We start from the raw sequence: 21,236 nt of genomic DNA on the forward strand, positions 1-21,236 counted from the left end.
AAGGCGCGCCCGTCTATCCGCCTCATAGCCAGAATTCTCAGGTGCCCAAGCGGAAACGACTGCTAAGTTAGGGCGCCTGAGTTTTTGCCAATCCTATGAGGCTCTCGCTATGACCGCACCGACTGCAATTCGCCGACTCAACGCTGCTGACCCGGATTTCGCACATCATCTGGATCATCTGCTGAGCTGGGAAAGTGTGTCTGACGACTCGGTCAATCAGCGGGTGCTGGACATCATCAAGGCCGTGCGCGAGCGTGGCGATGCGGCGCTGGTGGAGTTTACCCGCCAGTTCGACGGGCTGGACGTCGCGTCTATGGCGGACCTGATCCTGCCGCGCGAACGCCTGGAGCTGGCACTGACGCGCATTACCGTGCCACAGCGCGAAGCCCTGGAAAAAGCCGCGGCGCGCGTGCGCAGCTACCACGAAAAGCAGAAACAGGACTCCTGGAGCTACACCGAAGCCGACGGCACCGTGCTGGGCCAGAAGGTCACGCCGCTGGACCGCGCCGGCCTCTACGTGCCGGGTGGCAAGGCGTCTTACCCGTCATCGGTGCTGATGAACGCCATTCCGGCCAAGGTCGCCGGCGTGACTGAAGTGGTCATGGTGGTGCCGACGCCTCGTGGCGAAATCAACGAGCTTGTGCTGGCGGCTGCCTGCATCGCCGGCGTTGACCGCGTATTCACCATCGGTGGCGCCCAAGCGGTGGCCGCGTTGGCCTATGGCACCGAAAGCGTGCCGAAGGTCGACAAGGTGGTTGGTCCGGGCAATATCTATGTCGCCACCGCCAAGCGCCACGTATTCGGCCAAGTCGGTATCGACATGATCGCCGGTCCGTCCGAGATCCTCGTGGTGTGTGACGGCCAGACTGATCCGGACTGGATCGCCATGGATCTGTTCTCCCAGGCCGAGCACGACGAAGACGCCCAGGCGATTTTGGTCAGCCCGGACGCCGAGTTTCTCGACAAGGTCGCCGCCAGCATCAACAAACTGCTGCCGACCATGGAGCGGGCCGAAATCATCGAAACCTCGATCAATGGCCGTGGCGCCCTGATTCTGGTCGAAGACATGAACCAGGCCATCGAAGTGGCCAACCGCATCGCGCCGGAGCACTTGGAGCTGTCGGTTGCCGATCCGCAAGCCTGGCTGCCTCAGATCCGCCATGCCGGTGCCATCTTCATGGGCCGTCACACCAGCGAAGCGCTGGGCGACTACTGCGCAGGCCCGAACCACGTTTTGCCGACTTCCGGCACGGCGCGATTCTCGTCGCCGCTGGGCGTATACGACTTCCAGAAACGCTCCTCGATCATCTTCTGCTCCGAGCAGGGTGCCTCCGAACTGGGCAAAACCGCTTCCGTGCTGGCCCGCGGCGAGTCGCTGACCGCCCACGCCCGCAGTGCCGAATACCGCATCATCGACGACAAGCAGGGGAACTGAGATGAGTAAATTCTGGAGCCCGTTCGTCAAGAATCTGGTGCCTTACGTACCGGGCGAGCAGCCGAAACTGGCGAAACTGGTGAAGCTCAACACCAACGAAAACCCGTACGGCCCATCGCCGAAAGCCCTGGCCGCGATGCAGACCGAACTGAATGACAATCTGCGCCTGTACCCGGACCCGAACAGCGATCTGCTGAAAAATGCCGTGGCCAAGTACTATGGCGTGCAGAGCAATCAGGTGTTCCTCGGCAACGGTTCCGACGAAGTCCTGGCGCACATCTTCCACGGGTTGCTGCAGCACGATCAGCCGCTGCTGTTCCCGGACATCAGCTACAGCTTCTATCCGGTCTACTGCGGGCTGTACGGCATCAAGTTCGACGCGGTGCCGCTGGACGAGCAGTTCCGGATCAACCCGGCGGACTACGCCAAACCGAACGGCGGGATCATCTTCCCCAACCCGAACGCACCGACCGGTTGCCTGTTGGCGCTGGACGCGGTCGAGCAAATCCTCAAGGCCAGCCCGGACTCGGTGGTCGTGGTGGACGAGGCTTATATCGACTTCGGCGGTGAAACGGCGATCAGCCTGGTGGACCGTTATCCGAACCTGCTGGTGACCCAGACCCTGTCCAAATCCCGTTCCCTGGCCGGCCTGCGGGTTGGCCTGGCGGTGGGGCATCCGGACCTGATCGAAGCGCTGGAGCGAATCAAGAACAGCTTCAACTCTTATCCGATCGATCGCATGGCGAATGTCGGCGCTGCGGCGGCGTTCGAGGATCGCGAGTACTTCGACAAGACGTGCCGGTTGGTCATCGAGAGTCGCGACAAGGTGGTCGCGCAGCTGGAGGCGAAGGGCTTTGAAGTGCTGCCCTCGGCCGCGAACTTCATTTTCGCCCGTCACCCCAAGCACGATGCGGCAGGCCTGGCAGCCAAACTGCGTGAGCAAGGCGTCATCGTGCGGCACTTCAAGCAGGAGCGGATTGCCCAGTTCCTGCGGATCTCGATCGGTACGCCTGAGCAGAATCAGGCCCTGATCGACGGCCTCGGCGACCTCTAAGACATCCCTCGACCCTGTGGGAGCGAGCCTGCTCGCGAAAGCGTCGGCACATTCAACATAAATGTGCCTGAGAGACCGCTTTCGCGAGCAGGCTCGCTCCCACAGTGGTTTTGTGTTGGATGACTAGTTTTCTTCTTTCTCTTTGACCGGCGCAGGCGGCGGACGCAAGCCTATTTCCGCCGTGAGCTTGAGTTCCTTGCCGTTGCGCATCACCTGGATCGCGACCTTGTCGGTCGGCTTGATTCGCGCGACCTGATTCATCGAGCGGCGGCCATCGCCAGCCGGCTCGCCGTCGATGCTGAGGATCACGTCACCCAATTGCAGGCCGGCCTTTTGCGCCGGACCGTCACGGAAAATCCCCGCGACCACAATGCCCGGACGCCCCGACAGACCAAACGACTCCGCCAGTTCCTGGGACAATGGCTGCACTTCGATACCGAGCCAGCCGCGAATCACCTGGCCGTGTTCGATGATCGACTTCATCACTTCCATGGCCAGCTTCACCGGAATCGCGAAACCGATGCCTTGCGACCCGCCGGACTTGGAGAAGATCGCCGTGTTGATGCCGGTCAGGTTGCCGTTGGCGTCTACCAGCGCACCGCCGGAGTTGCCGGGGTTGATCGCGGCGTCGGTCTGAATGAAGTCTTCGTAGTTGTTCAGGCCCAGCTGATTTCGCCCGGTGGCACTGATGATGCCCATGGTCACCGTCTGGCCGACGCCGAACGGGTTGCCGATGGCCAGGGTCACGTCGCCGATGCGCAGGTTGTCGGAGCGGCCGACGGTGATCGAAGGCAGTTTCTTCAGGTCGATCTTGAGGACCGCGAGGTCGGTTTCCGGATCGCTGCCGATCACCCGTGCCAGGGTTTCACGGCCGTCCTTGAGCGCCACCACGATCTGGTCGGCACCGCTGGTCACGTGGTTGTTGGTCAGGATGTAGCCTTCCGGGCTCATGATTACGCCGGAGCCAAGGCTCGACTCCATGCGTTTCTGCTTGGGCGAGTTGTCGCCGAAGAATCGACGAAACTGCGGATCCTCGAAGAGTGGGTGATTGGGTTTGTTGATGACTTTGGTGGTGTACAGGTTCACCACCGACGGCGCGGCGGTGGTCACCGCGTCGGCATAGGACACTGGGCCTTGCTGCATACTGGTGGTTTGCGGGGCTTGTTGCAGGTTGACGTCGAGGCTTGGAAGCCCGACCCACTGCGGGTAACGCTGGATGATTAACAGAGCGACAAGCACGCCGGCCAACAGCGGCCAGCCGGAAAAACGCAGCGCCTTGAGCATTAAGCACGTCCTGAGAGAGTTGCAGGCGGTATGAGACCGCTCATAATGACGCGCATTATACGAGGCCACGCGTGCCTCTGAACGGGATATTTAGGAGTCTTTTATGGCCGTCGCCCTGAGCACCCTGGTCGAAGAAGCCGACCGTTACCTCGGCAGTTCGAAAATTGCCGATTACTGCCCCAACGGCCTGCAGGTCGAGGGCCGGCCGCAGGTGATGCGCATCGTCAGTGGCGTCACCGCCAGCCAGGCCTTGCTCGATGCTGCAGTGCAGGCCAACGCCGACCTGGTGCTGGTGCATCACGGCTACTTCTGGAAAGGCGAGAACCCGTGCATCACCGGCATGAAGCAGCGCCGCCTGAAGACGCTGCTCAAGCACGATATCAGCCTGCTGTCCTATCACCTGCCGCTGGACCTGCACCCTGACGTTGGCAACAACGTGCAGTTGGCGCGGCAGCTGGACATCACCGTCGAAGGTCCGCTTGATCCCGACAACCTGAAAATCGTCGGCCTGGTCGGCTCGTTGAACGAACCCGTGACGCCCCGGGATTTCGCCCGTCGGGTGCAAGAAGTCATGGGTCGCGAGCCGTTGCTGATTGAAGGCAGCGCAATGATTCGCCGCGTTGGTTGGTGCACCGGTGGTGGGCAGGGCTACATCGATCAGGCGGTACTGGCGGGTGTCGACCTGTACCTCAGTGGCGAAGCCTCGGAGCAAACCTTCCACAGCGCCCGGGAAAACGACATCAGCTTCATTGCTGCCGGTCACCACGCCACCGAGCGCTATGGCGTGCAGGCGCTGGGTGATTATCTGGCCCGCAGGTTTGCGCTGGAGCACATCTTCATCGATTGCCCGAATCCCATCTGAATCGACCCATATCCCCCGTGGGAGCGAGCCTGCTCGCGAAGGCTGCGTCACATTCACCATTGATGCGTCTGACATGCCGCTTTCGCGAGCAGGCTCGCTCCCACAGGAGGCTGGGCACCCAAACAGGCGGGCATATTCATATGCTCTTTCGATCTAGTAGGCGTCCTGATTAGAAGGGGGCGCTGTGCTAGGATTCCCCGCTCGAACACGGCCCGGTGGCCGTTCATAAGAAAGTTTTCGTGAGTAGCCATGGTCGACAAACTGACGCATCTGAAACAGCTGGAGGCGGAAAGCATCCACATCATCCGCGAGGTGGCCGCCGAGTTCGACAACCCGGTGATGCTGTACTCCATCGGTAAAGACTCCGCCGTGATGCTGCACCTGGCACGCAAGGCCTTCTTCCCCGGCAAGCTGCCGTTCCCGGTGATGCACGTCGACACCCAGTGGAAATTCCAGGAGATGTACAGCTTCCGCGACAAGATGGTCGCCGAGCTGGGCCTCGACCTGATCACCCACGTGAATCCAGAAGGCGTGGCACAAGGCATCAACCCGTTCACCCACGGCAGTGCCAAGCACACCGACATCATGAAGACCGAAGGCCTGAAACAGGCTTTGGACAAATATGGTTTCGACGCCGCCTTCGGTGGTGCACGCCGCGATGAAGAGAAATCCCGCGCCAAAGAGCGCGTGTATTCGTTCCGCGACAGTAAGCACCGCTGGGACCCGAAAAACCAGCGCCCCGAGCTGTGGAACGTCTACAACGGCAAGGTCAACAAGGGCGAATCCATCCGCGTATTCCCATTGTCGAACTGGACCGAGCTGGACATCTGGCAGTACATCTACCTTGAAGGCATCCCGATCGTCCCGTTGTACTTCGCCGCCGAGCGTGAAGTCATCGAGAAGAACGGCACGCTGATCATGATCGACGACGAGCGCATCCTCGAGCACCTGAGCGATGAAGACAAAGCCCGCATCGTCAAAAAGAAAGTGCGTTTTCGTACCCTTGGCTGCTACCCGTTGACGGGCGCGGTGGAGTCCGAGGCCGAAAGCCTCACGGACATCATTCAGGAAATGCTCCTGACGCGAACTTCCGAGCGCCAGGGCCGTGTCATCGACCACGATGGCGCAGGCTCGATGGAAGACAAAAAACGTCAAGGTTATTTCTAAGGGGCTGTCATGTCGCACCAATCTGATTTGATCAGCGAGGACATCCTCGCCTACCTGGGCCAGCACGAACGTAAAGAGCTGCTGCGCTTCCTGACCTGCGGTAACGTCGACGACGGCAAGAGCACCCTGATCGGGCGCCTGCTGCACGACTCCAAGATGATCTATGAAGATCACCTGGAAGCGATTACCCGCGACTCGAAAAAAGTCGGCACCACCGGTGAAGACATCGACCTGGCACTGCTGGTCGATGGCCTGCAGGCCGAGCGTGAGCAAGGCATCACCATCGATGTCGCGTACCGCTATTTCTCCACCGCCAAGCGCAAATTCATCATCGCCGACACCCCCGGCCATGAGCAGTACACTCGCAACATGGCCACCGGTGCGTCCACCTGTGACCTGGCGATCATCCTGGTCGACGCCCGCTACGGCGTGCAGACCCAGACCCGTCGCCACAGCTTCATCGCCTCGTTGCTGGGCATCAAGCACATCGTCGTCGCCATCAACAAGATGGACCTCAAGGACTTCGACGAAGGCGTGTTCGAGTCGATCAAGGCCGACTACCTGAAGTTCGCCGAAGGCTTGAAGTTGAAGCCGACCAGCATGCACTTCGTGCCGATGTCGGCACTGAAGGGCGACAACGTGGTGAACAAGTCCGAGCGCTCGCCGTGGTACACCGGCCAGTCGTTGATGGAAATTCTCGAGACCGTGGAAGTGGCGGGCGACCGCAACTTCACCGACCTGCGTTTCCCGGTGCAGTACGTCAACCGTCCGAACCTGAACTTCCGCGGTTTCGCCGGCACACTGGCCAGCGGCATCGTCAAGAAGGGCGACGAAGTCGTGGTCCTGCCATCGGGCAAGAGCAGCCGCGTGAAATCCATCGTCACCTTCGAAGGTGAACTGGAACACGCAGGTCCAGGTCAGGCAGTAACGCTGACCATGGAAGATGAGATCGATATCTCCCGTGGCGACCTGTTGGTGCATGCCGACAACGTGCCGCCAGTCACCGACAGTTTCGAAGCGATGCTGGTGTGGATGGCTGAAGAGCCGATGCTGCCAGGCAAAAAATACGACATCAAACGCGCTACCAGTTACGTGCCGGGCTCCATCGCCAGCATCGTCAACAAGGTCGACGTGAACACCCTGGAAGAAGGTCCGGCCAGCGCGTTGCAGCTGAACGAAATTGGCAAGGTCAAGATCGCGCTCGACGCGCCGATTGCCCTCGACGGTTACGACAGCAACCGCACCACCGGCGCGTTCATCATCATTGATCGCCTGACCAACGGTACCGTCGGCGCCGGCATGATCGTCGCGCAACCGGTGGCGCATGGCTCCAGCACGCACCACGGCAAGCTGGCCCACGTCGCCACCGAAGAGCGCGCCCAGCGTTTCGGCCAGCAACCGGCCACCGTGTTGTTCAGCGGCTTGTCCGGCGCGGGCAAAAGCACCCTGGCCTATGCGGTTGAACGCAAGCTGTTCGACCTGGGTCGTGCGGTGTTCGTGCTCGATGGCCAGAACCTGCGTCACGACCTGAACAAAGGTCTGCCGCAGGATCGCGCAGGGCGTACCGAGAACTGGCGTCGTGCCGCGCACGTGGCGCGTCAGTTCAACGAAGCCGGTCTGCTGACCCTGGCGGCATTCGTTGCACCGAGTGCCGAAGGTCGTGAGCAGGCCAGGGAACTGATCGGCAAGGAACGTCTGGTGACGGTCTACGTCCAGGCTTCGCCGACGGTCTGTGCCGAGCGTGACCCGCAAGGCCTGTATGCGGCGGCCGGGGATAACATCCCGGGCGAGTCCTTCCCGTATGACGTGCCGCTGGATGCCGATCTGGTGATCGACACCCAGTCCGTGTCGCTGGAAGAAGGCGTCAAGCAAGTGCTGGAACTGCTGCGCAAGCGTGGCGCGATCTAAGCGCTAGCCGGTAAAAAGAAACCCGCCGATGAGTGATCATCGGCGGGTTTTTTTGTGTCTGGTCGGACGCCTTCGCGAGCAGGCTCGCTCCCACAAGGTCAAAGTTCACCGAAGATCAACTGTGGGAGCGAGCCTGCTCGCGAAGAGGGCGGAACATTCACCGAACTACTTCGCTGGATACTCCCGATGCATCTGCCCCAGCAACGCATCCTTGTCTTCCCACAACTGGTTGATCCACCCCTGGAACTGCAGGCGATACTCGCCGTCCTGGTCATAATTCTTGCCGATGAACTGCGGCGGAATCTTCAGCTCTTCAAAATGCACCACCACATCCGCAACATTCCCGCACAGCAAATCCCAGAAACCGGGACGCCCGGCCGGGTAGTGGATGGTCACGTTGACGATCGACTCCAACTGTTCACCCATGGCATCCAGCACAAAGGCAATGCCGCCGGCCTTGGGCTTGAGCAGGTACTTGAACGGCGATTTCTGCTGGGCATGCTTGCCTTCGGTGAAGCGTGTGCCCTCGACGAAATTGAAAATGCCCACCGGGTTGTTGCGAAACTTCGCACAGGTCTTGCGCGTGGTTTCCAGGTCCTTGCCTTTTTTCTCCGGGTGCTTTTCCAGATACGCCTTGGAGTAGCGCTTCATGAACGGAAAACCGAGCGCCCACCACGCCAGTCCAATCACCGGCACCCAGATCAACTCCTGCTTGAGAAAGAACTTCAGCGGCTGGATACGCCGATTGAGCACGTATTGCAGCACCAGGATGTCGACCCAGCTCTGATGGTTGCTGGTGACCAGATACGAGTGCTGATAGTCGAGGCCTTGCAGGCCGCTGAGGTGCCAGCGGGTGCGACGGACCAGGTTCATCCAGCCTTTGTTGGTGCTGATCCAGGCTTCGTGGGTATGGCGCATCAACCAGTGTGCAATGCGTTGGGTGAGCGCGAACGGCAGTACCTTGAACAGCGCCACACAGAACAGAAACGAGCACAGCAAAATCGTGTTCAGCGCCAGCAGTAGCGCGGCGATCACGCCGCGCGCCGGGGCAGGTAGAAAATCCAGCATTTACACATCCATAGGTCGGTTGGCAGCTTGAATCGCGGTGAGGGCAATGGTGTAGACGATGTCGTCGACCTGCGCGCCGCGCGGCAAATCGTTCACCGGTTTGCGCAGGCCCTGCAGCATCGGCCCGAGGCTGACGCAATCGGCACTGCGCTGCACGGCTTTGTGCGTGGTGTTGCCGGTGTTCAGGTCGGGGAACACGAACACGGTAGCGCGACCGGCCACCTGGCTGTTCGGTGCCAGTTGCCGGGCCACGGTTTCGTTGGCGGCGGCGTCATACTGAAGGGGGCCGTCGATCAGCAGCGAGTTTTGCTGTTCATGGGCGAGTAATGTCGCTTCGCGTACCTTCTCGACTTCCTCGCCGCTGGCCGACTCACCGCTGGAATAGCTGATCATCGCCACACGCGGAGTGATGCCGAATGCAGCCGCCGAGTCGGCGCTTTGCAGGGCGATCTCGGCCAGTTCGACGGCGCTCGGGTGCGGGTTCATCACGCAGTCGCCGTAGACCAGCACTTCTTCGGGAAACAGCATGAAGAACACCGACGATACCAGGGTGCAGCCCGGCGCAGTCTTGATCAGCTGCAGGGCCGGGCGGATGGTGTTGGCGGTGGAGTGAATCACGCCCGATACGAGGCCGTCGACTTCATCCAGCGCCAGCATCATGGTGCCGATCACCACGGTGTCTTCCAGTTGCTGCTCGGCCATCGGTGCGTTGAGGCTTTTGGTTTTGCGCAGGGCCACCATCGGCTCGACGTAGCGTTCGCGAATCAGGTCAGGGTCGAGAATTTCCAGCCCCGGCGGCAGTTCGATGCCTTGCGCGCGGGCCACGGCTTCGACATCTGCCGGTTTGGCCAGCAACACGCAACGGGCAATGCCACGGGCCTGGCAGATGGCGGCGGCTTGTACGGTCAGTGGTTCGCTGCCTTCCGGCAGGACGATGCGCTTGTTGGCGGACTGGGCGCGCTGGATCAATTGATAACGGAACACCGCCGGCGACAGGCGCATTTCCCGAGGGGTACCGCAGCGCTGGTGCAGCCAGTTGGCGTCCAGGTGGCTGGCGACGAAATCGGTGATGATCTCCGCGCGCTCGCGGTCGTCGATCGGGATTTCCTTGTTCAAGCCATTGAGCTGGTTGGCGGTGTCGTAGGACCCGGTGCTCACCGACAACACTGGCAGGCCCGCCTGCAGGGCGCCGCGACACAAGTCCATGATGCGCGGGTCGGGCAGGGTGTCGCTGGTCAGCAACAGGCCGGCCAGGGGCACGCCATTCATGGCTGCGAGGCTCACGGCGAGGATGATGTCGTCACGATCGCCAGGGGTCACCACCAGCACACCCGGTTTGAGCAGCTCCACGGTGTTGCGCATGGTACGCGCGCAAATGATGATCTTGGTCATGCGCCGGGTTTCGTAGTCGCCGGCGTTGAGCACCTGTGCGCCCATCAGGTCAGCCACGTCTCGAGTACGCGGCGCGTTCAGCTCCGGCTGGTACGGAATACAACCGAGCAGACGGAAGTCGCCGCTGCGCAACAGCGGCGAGTGTTCGTTCAGGCGTGCGGCGAAGGCCTCCATGCTTTCCTCGGTCTTGACCTTGTTGAGGATCACGCCGAGGACTTTCGGATCCTTGGGGCCGCCGAACAATTGCGCCTGCAGTTCCACGCGACCGGACAGTTCGGTCAGCACTTCGTTTTCCGGTGCCGAGACCAGGATCACCTCGGCATCGAGGCTCTTGGCCAGGTGCAGGTTGACCCGCGCGGCATAGCTGGCGCTGCGGGTTGGGACCATGCCTTCGACGATCAACACATCCTTGCCGATGGCGGCCTGCTGATAAAGGGTGATGATTTCTTCGAGCAACTCATCGAGCTGGCCGTCGCCGAGCATGCGCTCGACATGGGCCAGACCCAATGGTTGTGGGGGTTTGAGACCGTGGGTACGCGCCACCAGTTCGGTGGAACGCTCAGGGCCAGTGTCACCTGGATGGGGCTGGGCAATCGGTTTGAAAAAGCCGACTTTGAGGCCGGCCCGCTCAAGGGTGCGCACCAGCCCGAGGCTGATGGAGGTCAGGCCCACGCCAAAATCGGTGGGTGCGATAAAAAAAGTTTGCATGCGGATTCTCTAGAAGGTGCATGGCAATGGTGACGGCCTATAACTGGCCAACTACCGAAATTCAGTCGCCAAGGTTATCGCTAACCGTGCCTTGTGCGCACCAACCGCAATCAAAGGGCTGGCCTATTTTTTCGTGGCGCTGCAACGGGTCCATGACCCAGGCCCGCGATTGCCAGGGTGGCTGATGGCGCAGGTGCTGCGTGTGGCCGCAGGAAAGCTCGACCACCCAGTGGCCGTCTTCGTCCTGATGGAAGCCTGTAATCGTCGAATCCCGTTTGTCCGGGTTGTGTTCGCTTTCGGGCGATTGCTTCGCTAAACTGGGTCTTTCATTATTCTTATGCAAAAGGTCTCGCCCCATGCTGATCGCCGCCAATAAGGCTGTCTCCATCGACTATACCCTGACCAACGACGCTGGTGAGGTCATCGACAGCTCCGCCGGCGGCGCGCCGCTGGTCTACCTGCAAGGCGCAGGCAACATCATCCCGGGCCTGGAAAAGGCTCTGGAAGGCAAGGCTGTCGGCGACGAGCTGACCGTGGCCGTTGAACCGGAAGACGCTTACGGCGAATACGCCGCCGAACTGGTCAGCACCCTGAGCCGCAGCATGTTCGAAGGTGTCGACGAGCTGGAAGTGGGCATGCAGTTCCACGCTTCCGCTCCGGACGGCCAGATGCAGATCGTGACCATCCGCGATCTGGACGGCGACGACGTCACCGTAGACGGCAACCACCCGTTGGCCGGTCAGCGCCTGAACTTCCAGGTCAAGATCATCAACATCCGTGATGCCAGCCAGGAAGAAATCGCCCATGGTCACGTTCATGGCGAAGGTGGCCATCACCACTGATTTCTGCGCTAAGCTCAGATAGCTGGAGAGGCGCCCCGAGGGCGCCTTTTTAGTCTGCGGCTGTTCCAGGCGACACCACCAAGTGGCTGTTTCGAGAAGAACACGGGAATCTGGAGTACGTCATGAGTGCTTTTCACGAACTTAATTTGACAGCCCTGGATGGTCAGGCGCTACCTCTGGCACCTTTCAAGGGGCACGTCGTGCTGGTGGTCAACGTGGCCTCCAAATGTGGCTTGACGCCACAGTACGCGGCGCTGGAAAACCTCTACCAGCAATACAAAGGTAAAGGCTTCAGCGTGCTCGGCCTGCCGTGCAATCAGTTTGCCGGGCAGGAACCAGGTACCGAGCAGGAAATAAAGGACTTCTGCAGCCTCAACTATGGCGTGACCTTTCCGTTGTCCAGCAAGCTGGAAGTCAACGGTCACGAGCGTCATCAGCTGTACAAGTTGCTGGCGGGCGAGGGCGCGGAGTTTCCCGGTGACATCACCTGGAACTTCGAAAAATTCCTGCTAGGCAAAGACGGTCGTGTGCTGGCGCGTTTCTCGCCACGTACTGCTCCGGACGATCCAAGCGTCGTTCAGGCGATTGAAAAAGCCCTGGCCTGACATCTCCCCTCGTAGGAGCCGGCTTGCTGGCGATGGTCGTCAACGATGACGCGGATAGCCTGACACCCCACGGTGTTATCGAGTCCATCGCCAGCAAGCCGGCTCCTACAACGTCTCCCGCCTTTTGGCGTTCAATCACCCAAATCAATAGTGCTTTTCAGCGCGCACGAACCTCCATATTATCGCCGTCATAAAGTCATTCTTAGTGGAGCGTCCCATGCCCGTAAAAGCCCTGTTCAAACCGTTCCACCTCGGTACCCTCGAACTGCCCACCCGTGTCGTCATGGCGCCAATGACCCGCTCGTTTTCGCCGGGCGGCGTACCGAATTCCAAAGTGATCGAGTATTACCGTCGTCGCGCCGCTGCTGGCGTGGGCTTGATCATCACCGAAGGCACCACCGTCGGGCACAAGGCTTCCAACGGCTACCCGAACGTACCGCATTTCTATGGCGAAGCCGCGCTGGCTGGCTGGAAGAAAGTCGTTGATGCGGTTCACGCCGAGGGTGGCAAGATCGTTCCGCAACTGTGGCATGTCGGCAGTGTGCGTCGCATCGGCACCGAGCCGGACGCCAGCGTGCCGGGTTATGGTCCGTCGGAAAAAGTTAAGGACGGTCAGGTCGTGGTTCACGGCATGACCAAACAAGACATTCAGGACGTGATTGCCGCGTTCGCCCAAGCGGCGAAGGATGCCCAGAGCATTGGCATGGACGGCGTGGAAATCCATGGTGCCCACGGCTATCTGATCGACCAGTTCTTCTGGGAAGGCAGTAACCAGCGCACCGACGAATACGGCGGCAGCCTGGCCAACCGTTCGCGTTTCGCCATCGAATTGATTCAGGCGGTACGTGCGGCGGTCGGTGATGGTTTCCCGATCATCTTCCGTTTCTCCCAGTGGAAACAGCAAGACTACACCGCGCGCCTGGTGCAAACCCCGGAAGCGTTGGGCGAGTTTCTCAAGCCATTGTCCGATGCTGGCGTGGATATTTTCCATTGCTCGACACGCCGCTTCTGGGAGCCGGAGTTCGACGGTTCTGAACTGAACCTTGCGGGCTGGACGCGCAAGCTCACTGGCAAGCCGACCATCACCGTGGGCAGCGTTGGTCTGGACGGTGAGTTCCTGCAGTTCATGGTCAACACCGACAAGGTGGCACAGCCGGCCAGCCTGGAAAAACTGCTGGAGCGGTTGAACAACGATGAGTTTGACTTGGTGGCGGTTGGGCGTGCGCTGTTGGTGGACCCTGACTGGGCACAGAAAGTGCGCGACGGTCGCGAGGAAGACATCCTGCCGTTCAGCCGTGAGGCGTTGATGACGCTGGTTTAAGCAGCGTCTGGAAGAATGCTTTCGCGAGCAGGCTCGCTCCCACAGTGGTTATGCGTTGTACACAAAACCTGTGGGAGCGAGCCTGCTCGCGAAGACTGACTCAATATCACCAAAAATCTTATGGTACGGTCGGCGCATTCGGAATCGCCTGCTCCCCGACACAAGCCCCCCGCAACTGCCCCTCAAACTGCTCGATGATCGCCGCCCAACCCTGCCGACTGGCATGCTGGCGCGCATTGAGCCGCACACAACGCAAGGTTTCGCGCTTTTCCAGCAACCACACAGCGGCATCGCAGAATGCCTCCTCATCCCCCGGCATCGCCAGCACGCCGTTGTAGCCATGGCGAATATGCTGCGCCGCTGCCGCCTGGTCGTAAGCCACCACCCCCAGTCCCGAGGCCAGCGCCTCAAGCACCACATTGCCGAAGGTCTCGGTCAGGCTCGGAAACACAAATACATCCCCCGACGCATAGTGACTGGCCAGGGCTTCACCTCGTTGCGCCCCGCAGAAAATCGCTTCGGGCAACTCGCTTTCCATCAGCAGGCGTTGCGGGCCATCACCCACCACGATCAGTTTCAGAATGCGCTGTGGATAAGTGGCCTTGAGCGTATCGAAACAGCGTTTGAGCAAACCGAGGTTTTTCTCCGCTGCCAAACGGCCTACATGGATAACGGCAAGGTCTTTCTCGCCCAGCCCCCATTGCTCGCGCAGCGCATTCAAGCGTTTGCTCGGGTGAAACAACTGGCTGTCGACTCCGCGGGACAGCAACGCCAGGCGCTCGAAGTGCCGGCGTTCCAGCTCCATGCGCTGGCTGACACTGGGCACCAGCGTCAGGTTCGAGCGATTGTGGAACCAACGCAAATAGTGGGTCAGCAGCCGAGCCAACAAGCCGAACCCGTACTGGCTGGAGTACTGCTGGAAGTTGGTGTGAAAGCCGCTGACCACTGAAATGCCCAGGCGGCGTGCTGCGCGCAATGCCGACAAACCGAGTGGTCCTTCGGTGGCGATGTACAACACATCGGGGCGATGGCGCTTCCAGCGCCGGAGCAGCTTGTGCATCGACGACTGACCCCATTGCAACCCGGGATAGCCCGGCAGCGGCCAGCCTCGGCACAGCAACAACTCATCGTCGCCGCTCGCCGATTGATCGCAGCCCTGGCGTGGTCGCACCAATTCCACCTGGTGCCCGCGCGCGCGCAATCCGTCGCACAAGCGCCCAAGAGTATTGGCCACGCCATTGATTTCCGGAGGGAAGGTTTCAGTGATCAGGGTGATATGCAGAGCTGTCGTCATGACCTCAGTGTGGGCTGAGGCCATGTCGGCGTTGTGACGGTGAGATGATGGATTTGTGACCGATCTAGCGTTGGGTCACCAGATTTTCCGCCCCACGTTCGCGGACCCAGAACAAGGTCGCCCCCGCCACGGCCGCCGGCATCATCAGGATGTTGACCACCGGAATCAGCAGCACCAGGTAAACACTGCCGCCAAAACTCATGCTCTGCCAGCGCTTCTGCCGCAGCCAGGCGAGCATCTCGTTCCAGCCCAGCTTGTGGTTGTCCGCCGGGTAGTCGATGTACTGGATCGCCATCATCCACACCCCGAACAGCAGCCATAGCGGTGCTGCGATGATGTTCACCACCGGGATGAACGAGAGGATGAACAGCCCGAGCGCCCGGGGCAGGAAATAACCGAGTTTGCGCATTTCCCGGGCCAGGGTCCGCGGGATCATGGCGATCAGCTCGCCCCAGCTGAAGGCCGGAAAGTCGTCAGTGCCGCGCACCACCACTTCGACTTTTTCCGCCAGGAAGCCGTTGAACGGCGCCGCGATGACGTTGGCGAGCATGGTGAAGGTGAAAAACACCATCAACACCACCAGCACCACGAACAACGGCCACAGCACATAGTTGAGAAAACTTAGCCAGTCGGGCAGAGATGGCATCAGCGTATCGACCCACAGGCTGAACTGATGGCCGGCCAGATAGATCAATCCGACGAACAGCACCAGGTTGATCACAAGTGGAAGTAATACAAAAAGGCGCAGGCTGGGGCTGAGAACCAGTTTCAGGCCTTCACGCAGGTATTGCGGGCCGGACAGAACAGGGGCGGGCATAAGGTGCTCCGAGCAAAGGAAAACGCGCCGACCTTACCGGCTTTGCCTGACAGGCGAAAGCGCGACAGCGACATCGACATTAACTGTAACAAAGGCGTCCTGAATATCGCTCAGTGGGGATAGAGACCACCTATGAGCTGGATTGTTAAACCGTATTTCCTTAATCTTCGCCCCCTCGATACGCTGCACACATTCTTTTTACAGGACTGTCGAGTTCAAGCCTTCCCCAAGTGCTTTCAATGGTCCTTTTTTATTCCCGCCGGTCAGCCGGCGTTCCGCGCCAGGTATTCCGGGCCGGTCAACAGGAGCAGGTCATGTCTGAAGTCCGTCATTCGCGAGTGATTATTCTCGGTTCCGGCCCTGCCGGTTACAGCGCCGCCGTCTATGCCGCCCGTGCCAACCTCAAGCCACTTTTGATCACCGGCATGCAGGCCGGCGGTCAACTGACCACCACCACTGAAGTCGACAACTGGCCGGGCGATGTCCATGGCCTGACCGGCCCGGCGCTGATGGAACGCATGAAAGAGCACGCCGAGCGCTTTGAAACCGAGATCGTTTTCGATCACATCAATGCCGTGGACTTCGCTGCCAAGCCTTACACCCTGACCGGCGACAGCGCGACCTACACCTGCGACGCCCTGATCATCGCCACCGGCGCCAGCGCTCGTTACCTGGGCCTGCCATCGGAAGAGGCGTTCATGGGCAAAGGCGTTTCGGCCTGCGCAACCTGCGACGGTTTCTTCTATCGCAACAAACCTGTGGCAGTGGTCGGCGGCGGCAACACCGCTGTCGAAGAAGCCCTGTACCTGGCCAACATTGCCAGCAAGGTCACCCTGATCCACCGTCGCGAAACCTTCCGCGCCGAGAAGATCCTGATCGACAAGCTCAATGCCCGGGTTGCCGAAGGCAAGATCGAACTGAAGCTGAACGCGACCCTGGACGAAGTCCTGGGCGACAACATGGGCGTGACCGGTGCCCGTCTGAAGAACAACGACGGCAGCTTCGACGAAGTGAAAGTCGACGGCGTGTTCATCGCCATCGGCCACACCCCGAACACTTCGTTGTTCGAAGGCCAGTTGACCTTGAAAGACGGCTACCTGGTCGTGCAGGGCGGCCGTGACGGCAACGCCACGGCGACCAGCCTCGAAGGCATCTTCGCCGCCGGTGACGTGGCTGACCACGTCTACCGCCAGGCGATCACCTCCGCTGGCGCCGGTTGCATGGCGGCACTGGATGCCGAGCGTTACCTGGACAATCTGCAGAACGCTTGATTCTGCTTTCGTCGAAATAAAAAAACCGGCTTAGGCCGGTTTTTTTGTACCTTCGGAAAATGCACATACCCCTGTAGGAGCTGCCGCAGGCTGCGATCTTTTGATCTTGATCTTAAACAAACCAAGATCAAAAGATCGCAGCCTGCGGCAGCTCCTACAGGGGGGCGTATGTTCAGGCCAATTTCTTCAGGCACGCTTCGAGAATGTCGAGGCCTTCCTCCAGTACCGCAGATTCAGTCGTCAACGGCGCCAACAGCCGAATGATGTGCCGCGATTTGCCGCTGGGCATCAGCAACAAACCGGCGTCCCGGGCCAGTGCCAGCAGTTGCGTCAACTGCGCCGAAGCCGGTGTGCCGTCGGCGTTGATCAGCTCGATGCCGCGCATGGCGCCCACGCCGGTCAAGCGACCCAGATACGGCGACAGCTTGTTCGCGCGCCAGGTTTCGTAGCGACTGACAATCGCTTCTTCCTGTTGCGAACCCCAGGCTTGCAGATTGGCGTCAGTCATTTCATCCAGGGTCGCCAACGCTGCGGCGCAAGCGATGGGGTTGCCGGAATAGGTGCCGCCGAGCCCGCCCTTGGGCAAGTTGTCGAGCAGCGACTTGCGCCCGACCACCGCACCCAGCGGAACGCCGCCGGCGATGCTTTTGCCCAGCAGGATCAGGTCCGGTTCGATGCCCAGTCGCGAGAATGCAAACCGCTGGCCAGTGCGGCCGAAGCCGGACTGGATTTCATCGGCAATCAGCACGATGCCTTTTTCGTCGCAAAACTTGCGCAACGCCTGGGCGAACTCGACATCCATGGCCAGGAAACCCGCTTCGCCCTGCACCGGTTCGACGATAAAGCAGGCCACGTCCTCGACATCGATTTCGACGCTGAACAGGCGTTCCATGGCTTTGAGAGCCTCGGCGCAGGTCACGCCGTTGTCCCGGCTGGGGAACGGCAGGTGATACACCGGCCCAGGCAGCACACCGATTTTCTGTTTGTACGGCGCAACCTTACCGTTGAGGTTGAGGGTGGCCAGCGTGCGGCCGTGGAAGGCGCCATCGAAGGCAATGACCGCTGTGCGCCCGGTCGCGCCGCGGACGATCTTCAGCGCATTCTCGGCCGCTTCGGCGCCGCTGTTGGTGAGCATGCCGCTGACCGGGTAATCCACCGGGATAAATGCCGTCAGGCGATCCATGAGTTCGATGTAGGGCGTATGCGGCGCGGCATTGAAGGCGTAATGGGTCAGTCGGGTGGCTTGCTCGCGGATGGCCTCGACGATGCGCGGATGGCAATGGCCGAGGTTCAATACACCGATGCCGCCGACAAAGTCGATGTAACGTTTTCCATCGGTGTCCCAGACCTCGGCGTTTTTGCCGTGGCTGAGCGTGACAGGGTGAACGATATTGATCGACTGGCTGATGGATTCGCTGCGCATGGATGACCGGCTCGGAAGAAGGAGGGCTTCTTTTTATCTAAGCCGGGAGCAGCGGTGCCCGGCAAACGAAATAAAGTCGCCGGGTTAATCTTAAAAGTCGGGATGTGCTTAGCGCTGTGAACGCTGTCCCTGTGGGAGCGAGCCTGCTCGCGATGGTCGTGAACGATAACGCTGGGAGCCTGACACCCCGTGGCGTTCTTCAGTCCATCGCGAGCAGGCTCGCTCCTACAAGTTTAATCGGCAGCAAATTAGATCAGCGGCGGGTCAGTGGTGGCTGAGTGAATTTTACGCCTGCCAGGCCATGGGCAATCAAAGCACGGATATTGCCGTGATCGCTGCCCTCGGGTGTCGCCAGCACTGAACGGTAATGCTCGCCGAACGCCAGCAGCGCTTCTTCATCGCTCAGGCCTTCCAGCAGGGCCAGGCCCAGCGTCTTGCACGAACCTTCGTTCTGCCCGGCGGCGTTTTCCACGCCGCCATTGTTGAAGGCCTGGGGCTGGTAGTCATAACCGGCGGCAATGAACACCAGGGTATCGGCGAAGACGTGTTCCCCGCTCTTGAGGCTGGTGCGCAGGGTATTCAAATCACTCATTGGGTTTTCCTTTGGCAAACGCCGCTTGTTGTTCGACGCTGGCTTCTTGCTGAAATTGGGCTTTCCACTCGGCGTATGGCATGCCGTAGACCACTTCGCGGGCTTCATCGAGGCTGACCTCGATCTGGCGTTCATCGGCCGCTGCCTTGTACCACTTGGACAGACAGTTGCGACAGAAACCCGAGAGGTTCATCAGGTCGATGTTCTGCACATCCTTGCGGCTGTCCAGGTGGGCCACCAGCCGGCGGAAGGCGGCGGCTTCGAGCTCAAGGCGTTCTTGATCGGTCATAGGGGTCTCTTCGAGACAGCTTCAAGCGGCAAGCTTCAAGCTGCAAGATGGATTGCGGTGGCTTGTAGCTTACCGCTTGAAGCTTGAAGCTTGAAGCTTGAAGCTTAGCGGCTTGCCGCGAGTGTAATCGACACCGACTCGGCGAATCTCAGGGCATGAGGCTTGTCGACTTCGACTTCGGCGTACAGCACCGACTCATTGGCCATGACCAGGTCCAGCAGCTCCTGGGTCAGGCGTTCGAGCAGGGCGAATCGATTGCCTTCCACGTGGGCGATGATCGCCTTGGTGATGGTGCGGTAGTTCAGCGCGTGATCGATATCGTTGTCGCGCACCGCTTCCTGGGCAGCATAGAGGATGGTCAGGTTGATCAACACATCCTGCTTGTTGAGGATTTCATCTTCGTTGATGCCAATGTAGGTGCGCAGGCACAGGTCCTTGACCCGGATGCGCGCCATGCCTGGTTGAAGTTGTGGCATTGCTACTTGCTCCGTCCAATCAATTGCAGGAACTCCTGACGGGTGTTGGCCGACTCGCGGAAGGCGCCGAGCATCACCGAGGTGTTCATGGTCGAATTCTGTTTCTCGACGCCGCGCATCATCATGCACATGTGCTGCGCTTCGATGACCACGGCGACGCCTGCCGCGCCGGTCACCTGTTGCACGGCGTCGGCGATTTGCCGGGTGAGGTTTTCCTGGATCTGCAGGCGCCGGGCGAACATGTCCACCAGCCGCGCAATCTTCGACAGGCCCAGCACCTTGCCCGTTGGAATATAAGCCACATGCGCCTTGCCAATGAAGGGCAGCAGGTGATGTTCGCAGAGGGAATAGAGTTCGATGTTGTCGACGATCACCATTTCATCGTTGTCGGAAGCGAACAAGGCACCGTTGATGATTTCCTCGACACATTGCTCGTAACCGTGACACAGGTACTGCATGGCCTTGGCCGCGCGCAGCGGCGTGTCACGCAGGCCTTCGCGGTCAGGGTTTTCACCGAGACCGATGAGGATCTCGCGATAGCTCTGTGACAGGCGGTTCTGGGGTAGGGAAAGCGTCATGGAAGATCCTCGGGACACTTATTTGATGTGCCTTCCGCCGTTGACGGTCAGGGTCGTGCCGGTGACATATGGATTATCGAGCAAATAACGCAGGCTCTGGTAGATCACTTCACTGCCAGGTTCGATGCCCAGCGCGGATTTGGCCAGTGCCTTGGCGCGATAGGCGGCATCGTCGTCGGCATTGAACAGTAGCAGGGCGGGCGCGATCCCGTTGACCTTGATGCCAGGCGCGTACCTGGCGGCAAAGGACAGGGTCAGGCTGTCGAGCCCGGCTTTGCTGGCACAGTAGCCGATGTGCTTGCTGCTGCCCTTGCGGGTCACATCATCGCTGATGTGCACGATGTCGGCGGGGCTTGAGCGTTCGAGCAGGTCGGCGCAATGCAGGTTGATCAGGTAAGGCGCCAGCATGTGCACGCTGAACATGCGGGTGAATGCGGTGGCATCGGTGTCCGGGGCTTCGGCCAGCCATTCGGAGGCGTTATGGACAATCGCCCGCAGGCTGTCGGTCTGTGTTTTCAATTCACTGATGAAGGTGACGATCCCGGCTTCGCTGGAGAAGTCCGCGAACAGCCCGATCGCCCCCAGGTCACGCAGGGTTTGCACGCCGGGACGTTCGCTGCGGTAACTGAAAATCACGCGGTGGCCGTCTTCGAGCAATCGCTGCGCGCAATGCAGGCCGACACGCTGGCCGGCACCGGTGATGAGAATGGGGGCTGCGGAAGAGGTCATGAACGGCTCGCGTCGCGGTAAGAGCAAAACTATACCAGCGACAAGCCATCAGGTGGCTTTTGTAGGCGCGAGGCTTGCCCGCGACATCTTGGGACAAGCAAATACTATTCCTGATTCTACC

General features: G+C 60.3%; 21 protein-coding genes. 9 read left to right on the forward strand and 12 right to left on the reverse strand.

Annotated elements, in window-relative coordinates:
* The first annotated feature begins 109 nt into the window (after positions 1 to 109).
* Positions 110 to 1,435 carry a histidinol dehydrogenase gene (gene hisD, locus ACA054_RS04285; protein ID WP_497688322.1) on the forward strand — a complete coding sequence of 442 codons (1,326 nt, stop codon included), beginning with the start codon at positions 110 to 112 and terminating at the stop codon, positions 1,433 to 1,435.
* A 1-nt stretch (position 1,436) separates the two neighbouring features.
* On the forward strand, positions 1,437 to 2,489 hold the full coding sequence (gene hisC, locus ACA054_RS04290; RefSeq protein ID WP_497688323.1) for a histidinol-phosphate transaminase: 1,053 nt from the start codon (positions 1,437 to 1,439) through the stop codon (positions 2,487 to 2,489).
* 123 nt (positions 2,490 to 2,612) lie between these two features.
* Here hisC and algW read toward each other — a convergent pair whose 3' ends face one another.
* Positions 2,613 to 3,773 (reverse strand): Do family serine endopeptidase AlgW, encoded by a 1,161-nt coding sequence (algW, locus tag ACA054_RS04295; RefSeq protein WP_497688324.1) that lies wholly within the window; start codon positions 3,771 to 3,773, stop codon positions 2,613 to 2,615.
* 103 nt (positions 3,774 to 3,876) lie between these two features.
* Between algW and ACA054_RS04300 the strand changes: the two genes are divergently transcribed.
* The 3 genes from ACA054_RS04300 to cysN all read left to right on the forward strand — a co-directional run bounded on the left by ACA054_RS04300 (position 3,877) and on the right by cysN (position 7,710).
* Complete coding sequence (locus tag ACA054_RS04300; RefSeq protein WP_497688325.1) at positions 3,877 to 4,635, forward strand: Nif3-like dinuclear metal center hexameric protein; 759 nt, start codon at positions 3,877 to 3,879, stop codon at positions 4,633 to 4,635.
* A 249-nt stretch (positions 4,636 to 4,884) separates the two neighbouring features.
* Positions 4,885 to 5,802, forward strand: coding sequence for a sulfate adenylyltransferase subunit CysD (gene cysD, locus ACA054_RS04305; RefSeq protein WP_053154630.1), 918 nt, complete (start codon positions 4,885 to 4,887; stop codon positions 5,800 to 5,802).
* 9 nt (positions 5,803 to 5,811) lie between these two features.
* Positions 5,812 to 7,710 carry a sulfate adenylyltransferase subunit CysN gene (cysN, locus tag ACA054_RS04310; RefSeq protein ID WP_497688326.1) on the forward strand — a complete coding sequence of 633 codons (1,899 nt, stop codon included), beginning with the start codon at positions 5,812 to 5,814 and terminating at the stop codon, positions 7,708 to 7,710.
* Positions 7,711 to 7,875: 165 nt separating this feature from the next.
* On the opposite strand, the gene yihG is transcribed toward cysN, so the two are convergent.
* From yihG to ACA054_RS04325, 3 genes are all read right to left on the reverse strand, one after another.
* Positions 7,876 to 8,778, reverse strand: coding sequence for a 1-acylglycerol-3-phosphate O-acyltransferase, YihG family (yihG, locus tag ACA054_RS04315; RefSeq protein ID WP_497688327.1), 903 nt, complete (start codon positions 8,776 to 8,778; stop codon positions 7,876 to 7,878).
* A complete protein-coding gene (gene pta, locus ACA054_RS04320; RefSeq protein WP_497688328.1) occupies positions 8,779 to 10,878 on the reverse strand; it encodes a phosphate acetyltransferase in 2,100 nt (699 codons plus the stop codon).
* A 61-nt stretch (positions 10,879 to 10,939) separates the two neighbouring features.
* Positions 10,940 to 11,266 (reverse strand): DUF3565 domain-containing protein, encoded by a 327-nt coding sequence (locus tag ACA054_RS04325; protein WP_497688329.1) that lies wholly within the window; start codon positions 11,264 to 11,266, stop codon positions 10,940 to 10,942.
* Between ACA054_RS04325 and ACA054_RS04330 the strand changes: the two genes are divergently transcribed.
* The 3 genes from ACA054_RS04330 (at position 11,235) to ACA054_RS04340 (ending at position 13,646) form a co-directional block, all read left to right on the forward strand.
* A complete protein-coding gene (locus ACA054_RS04330; RefSeq protein ID WP_008054392.1) occupies positions 11,235 to 11,720 on the forward strand; it encodes an FKBP-type peptidyl-prolyl cis-trans isomerase in 486 nt (161 codons plus the stop codon). The genes ACA054_RS04325 and ACA054_RS04330 overlap by 32 nt on opposite strands.
* 122 nt (positions 11,721 to 11,842) lie before the next feature.
* Positions 11,843 to 12,325, forward strand: a complete 483-nt coding sequence (locus tag ACA054_RS04335; RefSeq protein WP_497637960.1) for a glutathione peroxidase — start codon at positions 11,843 to 11,845, stop codon at positions 12,323 to 12,325.
* Positions 12,326 to 12,542: 217 nt separating this feature from the next.
* A complete protein-coding gene (locus ACA054_RS04340; RefSeq protein WP_497688330.1) occupies positions 12,543 to 13,646 on the forward strand; it encodes an NADH:flavin oxidoreductase in 1,104 nt (367 codons plus the stop codon).
* A gap of 118 nt (positions 13,647 to 13,764) precedes the next feature.
* On the opposite strand, the gene ACA054_RS04345 is transcribed toward ACA054_RS04340, so the two are convergent.
* Both ACA054_RS04345 and cysZ read right to left on the reverse strand, forming a co-directional pair.
* Entirely contained in the window at positions 13,765 to 14,964 is a 1,200-nt protein-coding gene (locus tag ACA054_RS04345) for a glycosyltransferase family 4 protein (protein WP_497688331.1), read from the reverse strand.
* A 40-nt stretch (positions 14,965 to 15,004) separates the two neighbouring features.
* On the reverse strand, positions 15,005 to 15,757 hold the full coding sequence (cysZ, locus tag ACA054_RS04350; protein WP_408599759.1) for a sulfate transporter CysZ: 753 nt from the start codon (positions 15,755 to 15,757) through the stop codon (positions 15,005 to 15,007).
* A 314-nt stretch (positions 15,758 to 16,071) separates the two neighbouring features.
* On the opposite strand from cysZ, the gene trxB reads away from it, so the two are divergent.
* Complete coding sequence (gene trxB, locus ACA054_RS04355; protein ID WP_497688332.1) at positions 16,072 to 17,028, forward strand: thioredoxin-disulfide reductase; 957 nt, start codon at positions 16,072 to 16,074, stop codon at positions 17,026 to 17,028.
* Positions 17,029 to 17,200: 172 nt separating this feature from the next.
* On the opposite strand, the gene ACA054_RS04360 is transcribed toward trxB, so the two are convergent.
* From ACA054_RS04360 to folM, 6 genes are all read right to left on the reverse strand, one after another.
* Positions 17,201 to 18,451, reverse strand: coding sequence for a 2-aminoadipate transaminase (locus ACA054_RS04360; RefSeq protein ID WP_497688333.1), 1,251 nt, complete (start codon positions 18,449 to 18,451; stop codon positions 17,201 to 17,203).
* A gap of 253 nt (positions 18,452 to 18,704) precedes the next feature.
* Positions 18,705 to 19,043 carry a HopJ type III effector protein gene (locus tag ACA054_RS04365; protein ID WP_497688334.1) on the reverse strand — a complete coding sequence of 113 codons (339 nt, stop codon included), beginning with the start codon at positions 19,041 to 19,043 and terminating at the stop codon, positions 18,705 to 18,707.
* Positions 19,036 to 19,332: a DUF1244 domain-containing protein gene (locus ACA054_RS04370; RefSeq protein WP_497637966.1), complete on the reverse strand. Its 297-nt coding sequence runs from the start codon at positions 19,330 to 19,332 to the stop codon at positions 19,036 to 19,038. The genes ACA054_RS04365 and ACA054_RS04370 overlap by 8 nt, the downstream gene beginning before the upstream one ends.
* A gap of 104 nt (positions 19,333 to 19,436) precedes the next feature.
* Positions 19,437 to 19,808: a dihydroneopterin triphosphate 2'-epimerase gene (gene folX, locus ACA054_RS04375; protein WP_008054404.1), complete on the reverse strand. Its 372-nt coding sequence runs from the start codon at positions 19,806 to 19,808 to the stop codon at positions 19,437 to 19,439.
* Between the two features lie 2 nt (positions 19,809 to 19,810).
* The gene (gene folE, locus ACA054_RS04380; RefSeq protein ID WP_497688335.1) at positions 19,811 to 20,386 is read right to left on the reverse strand and encodes a GTP cyclohydrolase I FolE; all 576 of its coding nucleotides are present in this window, start codon (positions 20,384 to 20,386) and stop codon (positions 19,811 to 19,813) included.
* An 18-nt stretch (positions 20,387 to 20,404) separates the two neighbouring features.
* Positions 20,405 to 21,115 (reverse strand): dihydromonapterin reductase, encoded by a 711-nt coding sequence (gene folM / locus ACA054_RS04385; protein ID WP_497688336.1) that lies wholly within the window; start codon positions 21,113 to 21,115, stop codon positions 20,405 to 20,407.
* Between the last annotated feature and the right edge of the window lie 121 nt (positions 21,116 to 21,236).

This window comes from Pseudomonas sp. LBUM1653, from assembly GCF_059716115.1.